Below are 16,944 nucleotides of genomic sequence, written 5' to 3' on the forward strand. Positions count from 1 at the left end.
GTCAGCCCCCGGAGCTGAACAGGCCGGCGATGAACGTCCCGATGTTGACCCCGGCGTTGGTGGTGACCGCCAGACCGATGATCGCCAGCGCGACGATGACACCGCCGACGCGCCGCATGACCCCGGCGTTGTCGCCCTTGCCACCACCGAGCCACAGCAGCAGGATCGCGACGGTCAGCAGCAGCAGCGGGAGCAGGTTCTCAAGGATCCAGCCCTGAATGCCGCCGGTGCCCAGCTGTCCCGGTTGTTGCGCCAGTACGTCAAGTTGCGCCAGTGTGTCCAGCGACGTGGCGATCATCTCTTTACCCCTGAGTGCGCGGAGTGTCGTCGGGCCGGTACCTCAGCGCGCCGGTGGTGATCCGGCGCGCAGGTACGAGTAGAACATGACATGGTCACCAGAAGTAGTGGTTGCGAGTTCGGGAGTGGCGGGAGGCGGAGGTGCCGACCGGTCGCCATCACGCCGCGAATAGGCCGTTCGGGGATGCCGCTTTCGGCCCACCATCGGGAAAAACGCGCTCACCAGGTCGGTTCCCGCCTGGAATCTCGTGGCTGTTCACCCGCTTGCGAACCCCTTCGTTACGCATCGTGCACGACTCGGTCATCCAGTGGATTTCCGCACATCGCGTCATGATGCACCCGACCGGATCACGCGAATGTGAAGTCGCGGAGCGGGATCGGGCTGAAGTGATCTAGACGCGATGCCTCAGCGTAGCTGCCCGTGCACAGCGACCGACGGGCAGGGCCACCGTCCGAGCGACCCGAGAGTGCACAGTGGACGGTTCACCTGCCCGGACCCGGGAAGCCGAACGCCCCGACCGGTGGCCGGGGCGTTCGGAGCAGGATCTTCGCAGTTCAGAGGCTCACTGCACGGCCCAGTAGGTGTAGGCGGCGTAGTCCGGGTACGGGCCCAGGAATTCCTGCAGCGGGCCGAGTTCGATGGTCAGCGTCGGCTCGGTGACCAGTTCCGCCGGGATGGTGAAGGTGGTCTCCGCCCAGCCGCGCGGGTCGGCCTCGAACTCCCAGGTGCCTACCGTCTCGCCGTTCGCCCGGACCTGGACCGCGCGGGAGCCGGTCGGCTCGCCCGCCGCCGGTTCGGTCGCGTCGACGCGCCCGACGATCGTCAGCTCCTGGTTGGGCACCAGGTTCTCGAAGGTGAAGGACTCGCCGCCGATGACGTGCCTGCCGCTGTCCACCACGTCGCCGCCGTCCGGGCCGGTGATGGTGCGCAGGTGGGTGCGCGGCTGGAAGCCCTGGTGCGCCGGGACGACCTGGTAGTCGTGCCGCTCCTCGTCGCGCAGGTCGGCGACGTTGAGGCGGTCGCGGATCTGCCCGGCCGGCTGCTGCAGCGGCAGGTCGCCGGAGCCCAGCGCGTCCCACTCGGCTTCGTAGACGGTCACCTTGCTGCAGAACCGCGCCGCCTGGCAGGCGGATCCGCCGCTGGGCGTGGTGTAGGAGAACCGCGGCGACTTCAGCTCGAAGGTGATCAGCTCGCGGCCGAACAGGCCGCCCTCGCCGAGGCCGTGCACGCTCCACGAGTTGAAGATGACGAAGTAGTCCGGCCTGCGGTCCTCCGGGAGGTACTTCAGCTCCTCGTAGAGGCTGCCGGGGCCGTGCAGGTTCGGGGTGGCGAAGCCGTTGGTGGCCAGGCCGATCAGGTCGACGATGTAGCGCTCGGAGAAGTAGGCGGGCGCGCCGACGTCGTTGACCGCGACCTTGGCGTCCTGCGGCAGGTGCCCCTTGATCCAGTTGCTGATGGTGACCTGCTGGTCCCGGATGCCCGCGGCCTGCTGGGACTGCCGCAGGCTCCAGGCGGGCAGCTGGGAAGCGCTGAACAGCAGCGCCACCACGACACCGCCGATCAGCACCGAGCGCCGCGCGGTCGGGAACAGCTGCGCCGCGGAGTGGATCCCGATGACGGCGAACAGCAGCAGGACCGGCAGCAGCGGCTGCACGTAGCGCATGTGGTGGACGTCGGCGAACTCCAGCGTCGACACCGACGCCAGCACCAGCACCACGCCGATGCCGACCGCCAGCGACAGCCCGCGCCACTGCGGGGCGCGGCGGAACAGCCCGACCACGCCGAGGATCGCGAGCAGCAGCGCGCCGGGGAAGACGTAGTCGTAGGTGGTCAGCCCGGTGAACGCGGTCAGGAAGATGCGCAGGTTGGTCAGCGCCTTGTCCGCGACCTCCAGCGGGTACACCGCGGGCATGTGCAGCAGCGACTTGGCCAGCACGCCGTTCTGCTCCGCCGAACCGGTCACGATCCGGTAGAAGGCGAACTGCGCCACCGCGGCGTACGCGGGCAGACCGATCCACAGGACCCGGCCGAGCACGCGCAGCCACGGAGCCTTGGTGCCGCGCGCGTGCGCGACGATGTGCCAGACCATCGCCACGCTCAGCACGGCGGCGAACACCAGCAGCTCGGTCCGGGTCAGCGCGGCGGCGACCGCGACCACGGGCGTCCACCGGAAGCGGTTCTCCGCGCGCTCACCGGTGAACACCAGCAGCAGCGCGACGAGCAGGAAGGCGACGAACGCGATCTCCATGCCGCTGGTGGCGCCCCAGGCCAGCGGGCCGCTCAGCGCGACCAGCAGGCCGGCGCTGATGCCGACGCCGCGCCCGGCGAGCCGGGTGCCGAGGCGGTAGGTCAGCGCTGCGGTCAGCGCCAGGCACAGCGTGCCGAAGAGCATCGCGAACGGCAGGAACGCCGAGCCCGTCACGCCCAGCGCGTAGGCGCCGCCGAGGATCAGCACGTAGAGCAGGCTGCTCGCGCCGGTGCTGATCGGGTCACCGGTGTTGTACTGCAGGAAGTGCCCGGTGCCGATCTGGCGCGCGTACTGCAGGTGGATGTAGGCGTCGTCGACCGGCGGGATGAAGTTCCACTGGTTGTAGGCCAGGTTCACCACCAGGAACAGCACGCTGACCAGCAATGAGAGCCCGCCGATCAGCCACGCGGTGGCGTCCCGGAACGGACGTCCGGCCGGCTGCGGGCCGGTGCTGGTGCCGACCTCGGCCCCACCGGCCGACCCGGCCGGGATCTCGTCGTGCTCCCCGGCGCTGGGCGCCGCGAATCTCGTCATGGCTCGCTCTCCGGAAGAGGTGTATCAGCGCGCGCTGCGACCGCGCGCGAAAGAAAGGAGTGGTGGCGCCTGCTGGCGGCGGAATGTCCGGGCGGCGTTGCAGGTCCGGTGAGGACGACGTGGTCGTCCGACATCGAGTCGACCGATGCTAAGAACCCAACGCCGTCACCCTCCGCATCCGCGCGGGATACCCCTCACAAAACGCCCATCCCACGCAGATCGAGATTAACCCGTCCGAGAAGCAAGCCGCACTCAGGGTCACCGACTCCGGACGACGACCACCAGGCCGCTCATCGATGCGGGAAGCTGCGACTTCCATCGAACGCCGACCGCTCGCCCCGAGACATCAGCGGTGCGGCGAGTTCGCAGGCCAGCCGTCGTCGGGCAAGCGGCGAAGCCGCTTTCGGTGGCGACCGGTGACCGCGACGCATGTTCGGCACCGGGCTGGAAGACGTCGCATGCGCCGCAGGCGCATAGCCCACCCCCGCAGCTCGCACCGCCGCGGGTTCTCAGCGTTCGGCTGGCGAGGACAGCCCGAGCGCCGTGTATTGGTCATACATCAGTCCGGGATCCCGGAGTCCAGGCGGGCGCTGAGGTTCCGCCACCCGCACCGCCACGCAAAAGGACCACCTCTTGGGTATGAGCGGATGAGTCGGCCTGTAAGCCGGATTCTGTTCTGGAGGCCTTGCGGCCTGCCCTTCGGTGACCATCCATCTCGGCCTGCCGTTGCCGACAGGCTCGTGCGGCCTACCCGCGGACTCGGGCGGGCCGCCCTCGATCGTCCGCGCAGACGCCCTGGGGCGCCCTCTTGGCCTTGCTCCGGGTGGGGTTTACCTAGCCACCCCGGTCACCCGGGGTGCTGGTGGTCTCTTACACCACCGTTTCACCCTTACCCGGCGGAGTCCGCCGGGCGGTCTGCTTTCTGTGGCACTGTCCCGCGGGTCGCCCCGGGTTGCCGTTAGCAACCACCCTGCCCTGTGGAGTCCGGACTTTCCTCGACGGGATCGCTCCCGCCGCGGTCACCCAGCCGACTCATCCGCACCGTCGAGTCTAGAACGCCGCTGGTGCGTGCCGGGGTCCGGCCCCGGCACGCACCCGCTCAGCCGGCCGTCCGGCGGAGGTTGTCCGCCGCGGTCCGGTCGGCGCCGATGCGGTCCAGGCCGAGCAGCCCGGCACCGACCACCGGAGGCGCTTCGACCAGGCGGACCTCCACCTCCGGGGCGACTTTCGCGCACCGGCGGTGGACGTCGGGGAGCAGCCGCCGCCCGGCTCCGGCCAGCACGCCGCCGCCGAGCACGACCGTCGGCGCGTCGAGGAGGTCCAGCCGGCGCAGCGACACCGAGGCCAGCAGCCCGATCTCCTCGGCCTGGCGGTCGACGAGTTCGGTGGCGATCGCATCGCCCGCCTCGGCGACCTCGAACAGCAGCGGGCACAGCTGGTGCAGCACGTCGTGGTCGAGTTCGCCGAAGTGCAGCGCCTCGACCACTTCAGCCGCGCTGCGCGTCCCGAAGTGGGCGACGACGGCGGGCAGCAGTTCGGTGGGTGCGCCGCGACCGTCCTCGGCCCGCACCGCCCACCACAGCGCTTCCTGGCCGAGGAAAGCCCCGCCGCCCCAGTCGCCCGAGATCCGGCCGATCGCCGGGAAGCGGGAGACCCGGCCGTCGGCGGCGACACCGACGCTGTTGATGCCCGCTCCGCACACCACCGCCACGCCGACGCCGTCGTCGGTCCCGGCGCGCAGCAGCGCGAAGGTGTCGTTGTCCACCGACAGCGTCTCCGACCAGCCGAGTTCGGCCATGGCCCGGCGCAGCTCGTCCTCCTCGCGCGGCAGGTCCGCCCCGGCCAGGCAGGCCGCGGTGTGCCGGGCGAACGGCGGGCCGGCGGGGAGCCCGGCCTGCGCCGCGGCCGTGGTCGCGAGCTCGGCGAGGGCTTCCATGCAGCGCCGCACACCGACGTGCTGCGGGGATGCTCCGGGCCCGCGCACCGAGGCCAGCACCGAGCCGTCGTCGGCGATGAGCAGGACGTCGGTCTTGCTGTTGCCGCCGTCGATGGCCAGCACCGCGGGCTTCATCGGGCCCACGGCAGGAACTGGGCGTTGCGCTGCACGAGCTCGTCGGCCAGCTGGTCGGCGATCGCGTGCTGGCCGATCAGCGGGTGCGCGAGCAGCGCGTCGGCCACGCGGTCGCGGCCGCCGCGCAGCGCCGCGTCCAGCGCCAGCTGCTCGTAGCCCGCGACGTGGCCGATCAGCCCGGCCAGCGCGGGTTCCAGCGGCCGCACCGGCAGCGCCTCGGCACCTCCGCTGTCCACAGTGGAGTTCGTCTCGATCACCATGTCGTCCGGCAGGAACGGCAGCGCGCCGTCGTTGCGGACGTTCACGACGTGCTCCTCGGCCGGCCCGCCGGAGGTCAGCGAGTGCACGAGCTGCACCGCCGCCTCCGAGTAGTACGCGCCGCCGCGCTTGGACAGCTCCTCCGGTTTGGCGGTGAGCTCCGGGTCCGCGTAGCGCTTGAGCAGATCGCGCTCCACGTCGGCGACCACTGTGGCCCGTGGCGGCGTTGTCCGCTGCTGGGCGACGACTTCGTCGTGCGCGTAGAAGTACTTCAGGTAGTACGACGGCACCGCGCCCAGCCGCCGGAACAGCGCCGGCGGCAGTCCGATGTGCTCGGACATCGCCTCGGCGTGCTCGCCGAGCAGGTCCGGCAGGACGTCGCGGCCGTCGACGTGCACACCGCGCACCCAGGTGAGGTGGTTGAGCCCGGTGTGCTCCAGCCGCACCGCATCCGGCGTGACGTCGAGCAGCTGCGCGATCCAGCGGCTGAAGGTGATCGCGACGTTGCACAGGCCCACCGCGCGGTGCCCTTCGGCGAGCAGTGCGCGAGTCACTATGCCGACCGGGTTCGTGAAGTTGACGATCCACGCCTCCGGTGCGACCGCACGCACGTGCTCGGCGATGTCGAGCACCACGGGCACCGTGCGCAGCGCCTTGGCCAGCCCGCCAGCGCCGGTGGTCTCCTGACCGACGCAGCCGCACTCCAGCGGGAACGTCTCGTCGCCGTACCTGGCCTGCTGGCCGCCGACGCGCAGCTGCAGCAGGACCGCCGCCGCCCCGGTCGCCGCCTCGACCACGTCGGGCGTGGTGCGCAGCTGGGCCGGGTGCCCGGCCTCCCGCAGCAGCCTGCGGCAGAACCCGGCCACCACGTCCAGCCGCTCGGTGTCCGGGTCGACCAGCACGATCTCCTCGATCGCCGGTTCGCGGCGCCGGGCCAGTCCGTCGATCAGCTCGGGCGTGTAGGTGGAGCCACCGCCCACCACCGTCAGTTTCATGGTCACCCCTTGACTCCGGTGAAGGTGATGCCGCGGACGAAAGCACGTTGGGCGAACAGGAAGAGCACGATGACCGGCAGCATGACCAGGACGGTGGCGGCCATCGTCAGGTTCCACTCCACCCGGTGCATGCCGCGGAACGAGGCCAGGCCGATGGACAGCGTCCAGGACTGCTGGTTCTCCCCGGCGTAGAGCAGCGGGCCGAAGAAGTCGTTCCAGGTGTAGAGGAAGCAGAACATCGCCGCGGCCGCGATGCCCGGCCGGGCCATCGGCAGCACGATCCGCAGCATCGCGGTGAACTCCGAGCAGCCGTCCACCTTGGCCGCGTCCACGTAGGACCGCGGGATGGTGAGGAAGAACTGCCGCAGCAGGAAGATGCTGAAGGCGTCGCCGAACAGGTGCGGGATGATCAGCGGCCAGAGCGTGCCGGTCAGCTCGAAGCGGGCCCACAGGATGTACAGCGGCACCGCGGTGACCTGCGGCGGCAGCATCATCGCCGCGATCACCAGCATGAACGACACGCCGCGGCCGCGCCAGCGCAGCTTGGCCAGCGCGTAGGCCACCGGGATGCTGGAGACCAGCATGAACGCGGTGGCCAGCGTCGAGTACAGCAGGCTGTTGAGCAGGAAGCGCAGCATCGGCGCCTCGGTGAAGACCTTCGCGAAGTTCTCCCAGTGCCACTCCTGCGGCCACAGGTTCGCGGTCAGCGCCTGCTCGTCGGACATCACCGCGGTGAGGAAGACGAACACCAGCGGCATCAGGAACATCACGCCGAGCGCCAGCCCGAGGCTGTGCACCGCGATCCAGTGCAGGCGCTGGTTGCGCGCAGTTCCGCCTCTCCGCGATTCACAGTGGCGGTTGCATTTGCGGTCGATCTCGCGTTTCGCGGTTTCTCGGGGCTGGGTTGCGTCACGTTCCCCTGAGGTGCGGTCGCGCATGCCTGGCGTTGGCACACGGCTGTTCATGCGACCTCCTCGGCGTTGGTGCCGCCGCGCATCCGGCGGATCAGCAGGGCGGTGAAGCCGAGCGAGAACACGAACAGCACGACGGCCATCGTCGCCGCGTAGCCCATGTTGTAGTAGTGGAATCCCTGCTGGTAGAGCCAGGCGGGGAAGGTGAGCGTCGCGTTGTCCGGGAAGCCCACGACCTTGCTGCTGCCCACCACCTCGGCCTGCCCGGAGGCCACCGCCCCGGCCACCAGCGCTTGGGTGAAGTACTGCAGCGAGAAGATGATCGAGTTGACCACGCCGAACAGCAGCACCGGCGCGATCGACGGCAGCGTGACGTGCCAGAAGCGGCCGATCGGACCGGCGCCGTCCAGCGCCGCCGCCTCGTGCAGCTCCTGCGGGACGTCCAGCAGCGCGGCCAGCATGATGATCATCAGCTCGCCGCAGCCCCACAGCGTCAGCAGGGTCAGCGCCGGTTTGGCCCACGCCGGGTCGTTGAACCACAGCGGCCCGTCGATGCCCAGCGTCCTCAGCAGCCCGTTCACCGGCCCGGTGCCGGGGTTGAACAGGAAGGTGAACGCGAGCGTGGCGGCGACCGGCGGGGCCAGCGCGGGCAGGTAGCACAGCGTGCGGACCAGCCCCACGCCGCGGCGCAGCCGGGCGATCACCGCGGCGACCCCGAGGGCGAACACCACGCGCAGCACCGTGAGCACCAGGACCAGCCACAGCGTGTTCGCCGCCGCGATGCGCACCACCGGGTCGCCGAACAGCAGGTACGCGTAGTTGCGCAGGCCGACCCAGTCGGGCGGGCTGAGCAGGTCGTAGCTGGTGAACGAGAAGTAGCCGGTGGCCAGCAGCGGATACGCGAAGAACAGGCTGAACCCGATGATCCACGGCGACATGAACGCGATCACCTGCAGGCGCTTGCGGCGCGCTCTGCGGGACCGGGCCGGGGCGGTGCGCCCCGGCTCCGTCCTCTCCAGCGTCGCGGTCATCAGTTGCCGCCGAGCGCCTTGGCCGCGTCGATCTGGGCGTCCAGATCCCGCAGCCCGGCACCGAGATCGCCGACCTGGCCGCTCTGCCACTTCACCGAGAAGTCCTCAGCGGACTTCATGTAGGCGCTGCCGTTCGGGCTCGGCGGGCTGGGCACCAGCTGCGGGTTGTCGAACAGGTCGAGGAAGGTCTGGTACTGCTCGCTGCGCTCCACCCGCGGGTCGTGCAGCGCTTCGGTGGTGGTCGGCACGTTCTTCAGCCCGTTGCCCAGCTCGACCAGCGCGTTGGTGTCGGTGGTCAGGTAGCGGACCAGTTCCCAGGCCGCGCCCGCGTTCTCCGCACCGCGCGGGATGCCGATGATGGTGCCGGTGACGAACCCGGTCCCGTAGAGCTCGGGCTTGCCGTCGGCGACCGGGAAGGGCGCGGTGCCGTAGCGCAGCTCCGGCGCGTACTGGTCGATGAAGCCGGTGCGGTACTCGCCGTCGATCATCATCGCGATCTTGCCGCGCTGGAAGGCGTTGTCGGCGGAGTACTGCTGGCCCAGCCCGGAGGTGAACTGCACCAGCTTGTCCCAGCCGTAGAAGTCGACGAGCTCCTTCTGCCAGCGGTACATCTCCTGCCAGGCCGGGTCCGTGCCCAGCGAGGACTTGCCCTGCGCGTCCATCCACGACGCGCCGAAGTGCGGCGCCCAGTTCCACGGGTGGTTGGCCTGCGAGCCCAGCACCGGGAGGAAGCCGGCGACCTTGATCGAGCCGTCCGGGTTGAACTCGGTGAGGCGCTTGGCCAGGTCGGTGAGCTCCGACATGGTCTTCGGCGGCTCGGTGATGCCCGCCCGGGCGAAGGCCTCGGCGTTGTAGTACAGGCCGTAGACGTCGGCCAGCAGCGGCATCGCGCAGCGCTTGCCCTCGTACGCGGTGTACTCCTGCGCGACCTTGACGATCTGGTTCATGTCGACCTGATCGCGCTGCAGGTAGGGCCCGAGGTCCTGCCAGGCGCCGCTGGAGCAGAACTGGCCGAGGTTGATGGTCTCCGCCGAGATCGCCACGTCCGGCGGGTTGCCGCCGCGGATGGCCTGGGTGATCTTGTCGTCGTCCTGGTTGCCCTGGCTCTTGATGGTGATGTTGGGGTGCTTGGCGTGGAAGCCGTCGAGCACGCGGTTGAGCACGTCCAGCTCGCGATCGGTGAACTGGCTGGACACGGTGATGGTGACCTGCTCGTCCGGGCCCGGCGCGGGCTGCGGACCGTCCGCCGCGGACCCGGCGGTGCAGGACGCCGCCACCAGCGCCGCCGTCGCGGTCGCGAGGGCTAACAGACCGCGCTTGACCTGGGACCTCGATCTCATCGCGCCTCCTCCTCAGTGCCTTGCTGGACACCCGCACCCGGCCGGAACTACTCCTCGTGCGGGACGGACCGAACCCCCACCGCGGTGACGGGCAGCCCGAAGACCTGTTCCCGGGCCAGCCCGAGAGCGACTTGCAGCGCACCGGCGCGCACCGCGTCATCGGTGCACTGCGCGGGTTCGACCGGGGTCCGCGGCACCACCAGGCGGTGCAGCTCCGCGGTCACCAGGTCGGTGAGCTCCGGGCCGCCGACCTGCGCGATCTCGGCTGTCAGCAGCACCAGTTCGGGATCCAGGACGCTGACCACGCCGGCGACGCCGGTGGCGATCCGCCGCGCGAGGTCGGTCAGGAACGCCCGCCCGTCGGCCCCGCCGGCGCGAGCCGCCTGCACGGCGGCGACGGCGTTGCGGGCCTTGATCCCGTGCGCCCGGGCGAGCTTGTTGATCGAGCGGTAGCTGAGGAGCTTGCCCAGGCGGTCGCCGGTCCGGTCGACACCGGTGTCCTGGCGCGCCCGGTCGGGAACCCGGATCCAGTCAATCTCGCCGGCGCCGCCGGTCGCGCCGCGGTGCAGCACGCGGTCGATCACCACCGCGGCGCCGAGCCCGTCGCCGAGCCAGACGAGGACGAAGTCCCGCACGTCGCGGGCGCGGCCGGTGGTCATCTCCACCAGCGCGACGAGGTTGACGTCGTTGTCGACGAGGACGTCGGTGCCCAGCGCTTCGCGCAGCCTGCCGGGCACGTCGAAGCCCTCCCAGCCGGGCAGGTGCGGGGCGAAGCCGAGGTGCCCGGTGGCCGGATCCACCCCGCCCTGTGCACCGACGACGACCTTGGCGAGCTGATCGGTGTGCAGGCCGACTCGCCCGGCGGCCTCGACCACCGCTTCGGCGAACGCCTCGGGGGCACCGGCGCCGGAGGGCAGTGCGCTGCGGTGTTGCACGCGGACCTCGCCGGTGATGTCGGCGATCACCACGTCGACCTCGTCGGGCACCAGGCTGACGCCCGCGACGTGCGCGAGATCGCCGTTGACCGACCACATCTGGGCGGCCGGGCCGCGGTTGCCGCCGCGCAGCTCGCCGCGCCGCACCATGCCGGCCTTCTCCAGCCTGGCCAGCAGCGAAACGGTCGCCGGTTTGGAGAGCCCGATGGCCGCTTCGAGTTCGGCCCGGGTGAGCGCGCCGCGCCGCAGCATCGCCTCGATCGCGGCCCGATCGTTGATCTCCCGCAGCAACCGCGGACTGCCGTCCCGCGATCCGCTCGCCTCCCGAACCACCAGCGCCCCTATCCGTTAACTTCCCATACGGTTTCAGGGACGCTAGTAACCCACCTCACACATGTCAATGGTCTGCACCAGAGATGGTCACGGGCCGGTGGAGGGCGAGGGCCGTGCGCGACGAGGCGACCTACGCGATTTCAATGGAAATCAGGTCTTCGATTTCAATGGAACTTGCGCGAGCACCGGCACGTCGGGGCCCGACACGCCCACCGCGCGTCGGGATCGACGCGATTTCAATGGAAATCAGACGTCGAATTTCCATTGAAATCGCGTTGGACCCGGCACGGGACGACCGCGGCGGCGGGGGTCACTGCCAGTGCGAGATGTCGTTGACCAGCCGGACCGAGGAGTTGCCGTCCGGGTAGAACTCCACGATGGACAGTGACGCCAGGTCCAGGTGGAGGCTGTAGAACATCTCCGGGCCCACGCCAAGGCCCAGTCGGAGCAGCGCCTTGATCGGCGTCACGTGGCTGACCACGATGATCGTCCGGCCCGCGTAGCGCGCCACCAGGTCGTCGCGGGCGGCGGTGACCCGCCGGTAGACCGCGTCCAGGCTCTCGCCGCCCGGCGGCACGACGCTCGGATCGCCGAGCCACTCGCCGTGCAGCTCCGGGAACTGGTCGGCGGCCTCCTGGAAGGACAGGCCCTCCCAGTCGCCGAAGTCGGTCTCCAGCAGACCGTCGTGGAAGTGCAGCTCACCGCCGGTCGCGTCGACCACCGCCTGCGCGGTCTGCCGCGTGCGGGTCAGCGGCGACGCGATCACCGGAGCCACGCCGTCCGGGGTGATCACCCCGTCCATCGCGGCCAGCCGCACGCCCGCCGCGCGCACCTGCCGCTCGCCCAGCTCGGTGAGCGAGACATCGCCGCGACCGGAGTAGCGCCGTTCCACCGACAGCGGGGTCTGACCGTGCCTGAGCAGCAGCATCTTCGTGGGCGTGCCGTTCGCGCCGAGCCAACCCGACGGCCGGATGCGCGCGCTCTGCTCGTTCCCGCCCGCCTGCTCGTCCATCGCTTCGTTGGCCAGCCGGTCCGCGTGCGCGTTCGCCGCGCGGGGCACCCACTCGAAGCTCACGCGGTCGAACCCGTCGACCAGGCCGCGCGCCTCGGCGGCCAGCGGCTGCAGGTTCGCGTGCTTGACCTTCCAGCGGCCCGCCATCTGCTCGACGACCAGCTTGGAGTCCATCCGCACCGCGACCTCGACGGCCCCGAGCTCGGCGGCCGCCCGCAGCCCGGCGATCAGCCCCTGGTACTCGGCGACGTTGTTGGTCGCGATGCCCAACCCGATCGAGCGCTCCGCCAGCACCGCACCGGTCTCGGCGTCGCGCACCACGGCCCCGCAACCGGCCGGGCCGGGGTTGCCGCGCGAACCGCCGTCGGCCTCGACGAGGACCGCCGAGCTCACCGGTTCTCCCCGGTGCGCACCAGGATCGCGCCGCACTCCTCGCACCGGACGACGTCGTCGACGGCCGCCTCGCGCACCTCGTTCAGCGCCGTGCGGTCCAGCTCGATCCGGCACGCGCCGCACCGGGAGCCCTGCAGCAGGCCTGCCGCGACGCCGCCCCGCGACCGGATGCGGTCGTAGAGCGCGACGAGGCCCTCCGGGAGCGCCTTGGTGATCAGTTCGCGGTCGCGCTGGAGCCGGGCCTCCGAGGACTCGAGCCCGGAGAGGGCTTCGTCACGGCGCTCCTGCACCTCGGTCAGCCGCTCCTCGGCCTCGGTCAGCGCCTCGCGGGACCTGGTCACGTTGGTCTCCAGCGCTTCGCGCTGCTCCATGACCTCCAGCTGCTCGTCCTCGAGGACGCCCTGGCGCCGGGCCAGGGTCTGCAGCTCGTGCTCCAGGTCCTCCAGCTGCTTGGCCGAGGCGCCCGCGGCCATCAGGTCGCGGTCGCGCTGCTCCCGCTTGCGGACCTGCTCGACCTCGTTCTCCAGCCGCTTGACCTCGCGGTCGAGGTCGCTGAACGCGGTCTCGGCGACCACCAGCTCGTCGCGCTTGGCCCGCACCTCGCGCTCGGCCTCGCCGATCTGGTCCAGCTCGGGCAGCGACCGCCGACGGTGCTGGACGCGGTTGAGCTCCGCGTCCGCGTCCGCGAGATCGAGCAGCCGTCGTTGCACGGCGGGGTCGGCTTTCACGCCAGCGCCCTCCCTGGGTCTGATGCCGCACCGGCGTGGAGCGTCCACGGGTCGGTTCGGCGGGTGGAAACGAGGACTTCGACTGTATCCGGCAGCGCGGCGGCCACGATGTCCGCGGCCTGCTGGCACCACGGCCACTCGCTGGCCCAGTGCGCCACGTCCACCAGCGCGGGCACGTCGGTGCCCGGCACGCCGGCGCGCGCGATGTGCTCGCCGGCCGGGTGGTGTCGCAGGTCAGCGGTCACGTAGGCGTCGACGCCGGCCGCCGCTGCGGTGGCCAGGTACGAGTCGCCCGCGCCGCCGCACACCGCCACGGTGCGGATCGGGCGTTCCGGGTCACCGGCCCCGCGCACGCCCCAGGCCGTGGTCGGCAGGTTGTGCGCCACGCGCGCCACGAAGTCGCGGAACGGCTCGGCCAGGGGCAGCTCGCCGATGCGGCCCAGCCCGGTGCGCGCGCCTTCGGCGTGCGGCGCCAGCGGGCCGGTCACGGTCAGGCCGATCGCCTCGGCCAGCGCATCCGACACGCCCTGCACCGCGCTGTCGGCGTTGGTGTGCGCGGTGTAGAGGCCGATGCCCGCGCGGATCAGCCGGTGCACGATGCGCCCCTTCGGGTCGTCGGCGGGCACGCCGTGCACGCCGCGCAGCATCAGCGGGTGGTGCGAAACCACCAGCTGCGCACCGAAATCCACCGCTTCGTCCACAGTGGCCTCGACCGGGTCGACGCAGAAGAGCACCCGCTGCACCACCGCCTCCGGGTCGCCGCAGGCCAGCCCGATCGCGTCCCAGCCCTCCGCCAGGTCGGCCGGGTAGGCCACCTCGAGCGCCTCGATCACATCACGGATCCGAACCGTCACCGGTTCACCCCCATCCCAGAACATCGCGAAAAGCCTTGACCAGCAAGGCGTTCTGCTCCGGATCGCGCACCGCGACCCGGATGTGGCCGACGCCCAGACCGGGGAAGGTGTCGCCGCGCCGGACCGCCACTCCCCGCGCCCGCAGCTCCGCCCGGACCTGCTCACCGCCGTCCACCCGCAGCAGCAGGAACGGCGCCCGCGCGGGCAGCGCGACGTGCAGGCCCGGGATCGCGGCCAGCTCGGCCACCAGCCCGGCCCGGTGCGCCTCGAACTCCGCCGCGGCCCGCTCCGACTCGGCCAGCGCGGACGGCTCGCAGCAGGCGACGACCGCCTCCAGCACCAGCGAGTTGACCGGCCAGTGCGGGCGGCTCCGGCCGAGCTCGGCGAGCAGTTCCGGCGCACCGAGCGCGTAGCCCGCGCGCAGGCCGGGCAGCGCCCACATCTTGGTCAGGCTGCGCAGCACCAGCAGCCCCGGCTCCCGGCAGCCCGCCAGCGACTCCGGCTCGCCGGGCACGGTGTCGCTGAACGCCTCGTCGACGACCACGATCCGGCCCGGCCGCAGCAGCCGCTTGATCTCCGCCGCCGGGTGCAGCACGGACGTCGGGTTGGTCGGGTTGCCCAGCACCACCATGTCGGCCTGCTCCGGCACGGCGTCGGCGTCCAGCCGGTAGCCGTCGGCCGGATCCAGCTGGACCCGGGTGACCTCGACACCGGCGGTGCGCAGCGCCAGCTCCGGCTCGGTGAACGACGGGTGCACGAGCGCAGCCAATCGGGGGCGCAGCGACGGCAGGAGCGCGAAGCCCTCGGCGGCGCCCGCGAGCAGCAGCACCTCGTCGGCGTGGCGGCCGTGGCGGGCGGCGGCGGCCGCGCGAGCGGCGAGGTCGTCGGCGGCCGACGGGTAGCGGCCCAGGCCGTCCAGGGCCGCTGCGAGGCGCTCGCGGAGCCACGTCGGCGGGCGGTCCAGCCGGACGTTGACCGCGAAGTCGAGCAGTCCGTTCTCGGCGTCCACATCGCCGTGGTGGCGCAACAAATCCCGTTCGTGCCCGCTGCTCATCGCCGGAAGTCTAACCAGCGCGAAATCTCCCCCACGAAGGCAATCACCACCGAGCCACCCGGCCCCGTCACCCGGGGTGGTGTCGATTTCGACGCCGCGCCGGGTGACGCGGGGCGTTGGTCAGGCGAGGCGATCGGCCAGGCCCGACTCGTAGCCCGCGATCACCAGCTGGGCGCGGTCCCGGGCCGCGAGCTTGCTCATCAGGCGGCCGATGTGGGTCTTCACCGTGCTTCGGCTCAGGTGCAGGGACTGCTCGATCTCGGTGTTCGACAAGCCGCGCGTGATCAGCGCCAGGACCTCCCGCTCGCGGGGCGTGAGCATGTCGAGTTCCCGGCGCGGCACGGCGCGCGCCGCCGCCGACACGCGCGTGTACTCCGCGATGAGCCGGCGAGTCGCGCTCGGGGCGAGCAACGCGTCCCCGGCCGCGACCACCCGCATCGCGTCCAGCAGCCGAGCGGGCGGGACGTCCTTGAGCAGGAAGCCGCTGGCTCCGGCGTGCAGGGCCAGGTAGACGTAATCGTCGAGATCGAAGGTGGTGAGGACCAGCACCCGGGGCGCGGGCGAGCGCGCGGTGATCCGCGCCGTGGCGGTGATCCCGTCCAGCTCCGGCATCCGCACGTCCATCAGGACGAGGTCCGGTTCCGCGACCGCCGCCTCCCGCACGGCGGCGGCACCGGTGGCCGCCTCCCCCACCACGGCCATGCCCGGGGTGGCGTCGATCAGCAGGCGGAGCGTGCTGCGCAGCAACGCCTCGTCATCGGCCAGCAGCACGCGGATCGGATCAGCCATCGGAAGCCTCCGCGAACGGCAGCCGGGCGCGCACCGCGAACCCGCCGCCGGGCTCCGGACCAGCGGTGATCGTCCCGCCGTGCAGCGCGACCCGTTCCCGCATCCCGCGCAGGCCGTGGCCCGGCGTCGCTGTCGCGCACCCGTTCCCGTCGTCGACGACGGACACGCTCAGCGCACCGGGCACCACCGCCAGGCCGAGCGAGCAGCGGGTCGCACCGGCGTGGCGGAGCACGTTGGTCAGCGCTTCCTGCGCGATGCGGTGCGCCGAGCTGCACACGTCCGGCGGCACCGCCGACAGGTCCGCCCGGTCGAGCACGACGTCCACCCCGGCGGACCGGACGTCGGCCACCAGGCGGTCGAACTCGACCTCCTCCGGTCGATCGCGCAGCGCACCGAGCACCGCCCTGATCTCGTCGAGCGCCTCCCGGCTGACCCGCTCGATCGTGCCCAGCGCCTCGCGCCCGGCCGCCGGGTGGCTGTCCACCAGGTGGTTGGCGACCGCGGCCTTCATCGCGATCACGCCGAGGCTGTGCCCGACGACGTCGTGGACGTCCCTGGCGATGCGCAGCCGCTCCTCGGTCGCGGCCTGCCGCTCCCGCAGCTCGACGAGCTGCGCGGCCTGCGCGCGCCGCGCCCGCACCAGGCGGCCGAGCGCCCACGAGCCGCTGATCAGCACCGCGTTGAAGGCGAACACGGTGATCGGTGTGGTCTCGAACGACTCCGACCCGGTCTGCGGCGCGACGAGCGGGAGGCCCGGCACCGCGACGACCAGGAGTCCGGCGGCGGCGATCCCGGCCAGCGAGCCCACCAGCGCCGAGATGGCCGTCGCGGCCGGGTAGACGGCGAGCGCGATCACCACCGCGGCGATCTCGTCGGCGACTCCGGCGACGACGGCCCCGGCGCCCAGCAGCACGACACCCGCGAGAACCGCGTTCGGCCAACGGCGGCGGACCAGCAGCGGCGCGCAGAGCACGGCGGCCGAGATCCACCCGAGCGCACCGGGCGTGCGCAGGCCCTCGACGACGACCAGCACGACCGCCACCGAGGCGTCCAACGCGATCTGCCGGATCCTGCTCACCACGGCACGATATCCAGCCGGGACCGGCCTGACATCGGACCACGGTCCGATCCTCGCTTTCGCCCCGCGGTCCGATGTGGAC

Annotated in this window: 14 protein-coding genes and 1 other RNA gene; all 15 read right to left on the reverse strand. The window is 71.7% G+C overall.

From position 1 onward, the window contains the following. Position 1: 1 nt before the first annotated feature. The 15 genes from ATL45_RS04045 to ATL45_RS04115 all read right to left on the reverse strand — a co-directional run bounded on the left by ATL45_RS04045 (position 2) and on the right by ATL45_RS04115 (position 16,862). Positions 2-298 carry a hypothetical protein gene (locus ATL45_RS04045; protein ID WP_093151701.1) on the reverse strand — a complete coding sequence of 99 codons (297 nt, stop codon included), beginning with the start codon at positions 296-298 and terminating at the stop codon, positions 2-4. A 562-nt stretch (positions 299-860) separates the two neighbouring features. After that, the gene (locus ATL45_RS04050; protein ID WP_093151703.1) at positions 861-3,080 is read right to left on the reverse strand and encodes a DUF8728 domain-containing protein; all 2,220 of its coding nucleotides are present in this window, start codon (positions 3,078-3,080) and stop codon (positions 861-863) included. Between the two features lie 644 nt (positions 3,081-3,724). After that, positions 3,725-4,115, reverse strand: an RNA gene (gene rnpB / locus ATL45_RS04055) — RNase P RNA component class A. Between the two features lie 64 nt (positions 4,116-4,179). Continuing rightward, the gene (locus tag ATL45_RS04060; RefSeq protein ID WP_170210154.1) at positions 4,180-5,151 is read right to left on the reverse strand and encodes an N-acetylglucosamine kinase; all 972 of its coding nucleotides are present in this window, start codon (positions 5,149-5,151) and stop codon (positions 4,180-4,182) included. Then, on the reverse strand, positions 5,148-6,404 hold the full coding sequence (locus ATL45_RS04065) for a 6-phospho-beta-glucosidase (RefSeq protein ID WP_093151706.1): 1,257 nt from the start codon (positions 6,402-6,404) through the stop codon (positions 5,148-5,150). Before ATL45_RS04065 ends, ATL45_RS04060 begins: the two co-directional genes overlap by 4 nt. A gap of 2 nt (positions 6,405-6,406) precedes the next feature. After that, entirely contained in the window at positions 6,407-7,342 is a 936-nt protein-coding gene (locus tag ATL45_RS04070) for a carbohydrate ABC transporter permease (protein WP_093151708.1), read from the reverse strand. 23 nt (positions 7,343-7,365) lie between these two features. Further along, positions 7,366-8,346 (reverse strand): carbohydrate ABC transporter permease, encoded by a 981-nt coding sequence (locus ATL45_RS04075; RefSeq protein WP_177241964.1) that lies wholly within the window; start codon positions 8,344-8,346, stop codon positions 7,366-7,368. After that, positions 8,346-9,686, reverse strand: a complete 1,341-nt coding sequence (locus tag ATL45_RS04080) for an extracellular solute-binding protein (RefSeq protein WP_093151711.1) — start codon at positions 9,684-9,686, stop codon at positions 8,346-8,348. Before ATL45_RS04080 ends, ATL45_RS04075 begins: the two co-directional genes overlap by 1 nt. Before the next feature lie 47 nt (positions 9,687-9,733). Next, a complete protein-coding gene (locus tag ATL45_RS04085; RefSeq protein ID WP_246025154.1) occupies positions 9,734-10,954 on the reverse strand; it encodes an ROK family transcriptional regulator in 1,221 nt (406 codons plus the stop codon). Between the two features lie 310 nt (positions 10,955-11,264). Next, positions 11,265-12,359, reverse strand: coding sequence for a bifunctional RNase H/acid phosphatase (locus tag ATL45_RS04090; RefSeq protein WP_093151713.1), 1,095 nt, complete (start codon positions 12,357-12,359; stop codon positions 11,265-11,267). Continuing rightward, on the reverse strand, positions 12,356-13,087 hold the full coding sequence (locus ATL45_RS04095) for a zinc ribbon domain-containing protein (protein ID WP_093151716.1): 732 nt from the start codon (positions 13,085-13,087) through the stop codon (positions 12,356-12,358). Before ATL45_RS04095 ends, ATL45_RS04090 begins: the two co-directional genes overlap by 4 nt. Next, entirely contained in the window at positions 13,084-13,941 is an 858-nt protein-coding gene (locus tag ATL45_RS04100; RefSeq protein ID WP_246025155.1) for a Nif3-like dinuclear metal center hexameric protein, read from the reverse strand. Before ATL45_RS04100 ends, ATL45_RS04095 begins: the two co-directional genes overlap by 4 nt. Positions 13,942-13,945: 4 nt before the next feature. Next, complete coding sequence (gene cobC / locus ATL45_RS04105; protein ID WP_093151722.1) at positions 13,946-14,995, reverse strand: Rv2231c family histidinol phosphate aminotransferase CobC; 1,050 nt, start codon at positions 14,993-14,995, stop codon at positions 13,946-13,948. Positions 14,996-15,115: 120 nt separating this feature from the next. Next, positions 15,116-15,784 carry a response regulator gene (locus tag ATL45_RS04110; RefSeq protein WP_093151725.1) on the reverse strand — a complete coding sequence of 223 codons (669 nt, stop codon included), beginning with the start codon at positions 15,782-15,784 and terminating at the stop codon, positions 15,116-15,118. Then, on the reverse strand, positions 15,777-16,862 hold the full coding sequence (locus ATL45_RS04115) for a sensor histidine kinase (protein ID WP_143121613.1): 1,086 nt from the start codon (positions 16,860-16,862) through the stop codon (positions 15,777-15,779). Before ATL45_RS04115 ends, ATL45_RS04110 begins: the two co-directional genes overlap by 8 nt. Between the last annotated feature and the right edge of the window lie 82 nt (positions 16,863-16,944).

Origin of the sequence: Saccharopolyspora antimicrobica (assembly GCF_003635025.1) — a bacterium.
GTDB classification, from domain to species: Bacteria; Actinomycetota; Actinomycetes; order Mycobacteriales; family Pseudonocardiaceae; genus Saccharopolyspora; species Saccharopolyspora antimicrobica.

What these genes read in the sequence shown, in the direction of transcription:
- ATL45_RS04045 (WP_093151701.1), bottom strand. Translation starts at nt 298, where the DNA reads ATGATCGCCACGTCGCTGGACACACTGGCGCAACTTGACGTACTGGCG.
- ATL45_RS04050 (WP_093151703.1), bottom strand. Translation starts at nt 3,080, where the DNA reads ATGACGAGATTCGCGGCGCCCAGCGCCGGGGAGCACGACGAGATCCCG.
- ATL45_RS04060 (WP_170210154.1), bottom strand. Translation starts at nt 5,151, where the DNA reads ATGAAGCCCGCGGTGCTGGCCATCGACGGCGGCAACAGCAAGACCGAC.
- ATL45_RS04065 (WP_093151706.1), bottom strand. Translation starts at nt 6,404, where the DNA reads ATGAAACTGACGGTGGTGGGCGGTGGCTCCACCTACACGCCCGAGCTG.
- ATL45_RS04070 (WP_093151708.1), bottom strand. Translation starts at nt 7,342, where the DNA reads ATGCGCGACCGCACCTCAGGGGAACGTGACGCAACCCAGCCCCGAGAA.
- ATL45_RS04075 (WP_177241964.1), bottom strand. Translation starts at nt 8,346, where the DNA reads ATGACCGCGACGCTGGAGAGGACGGAGCCGGGGCGCACCGCCCCGGCC.
- ATL45_RS04080 (WP_093151711.1), bottom strand. Translation starts at nt 9,686, where the DNA reads ATGAGATCGAGGTCCCAGGTCAAGCGCGGTCTGTTAGCCCTCGCGACC.
- cobC (WP_093151722.1), bottom strand. Translation starts at nt 14,995, where the DNA reads ATGAGCAGCGGGCACGAACGGGATTTGTTGCGCCACCACGGCGATGTG.
- ATL45_RS04110 (WP_093151725.1), bottom strand. Translation starts at nt 15,784, where the DNA reads ATGGCTGATCCGATCCGCGTGCTGCTGGCCGATGACGAGGCGTTGCTG.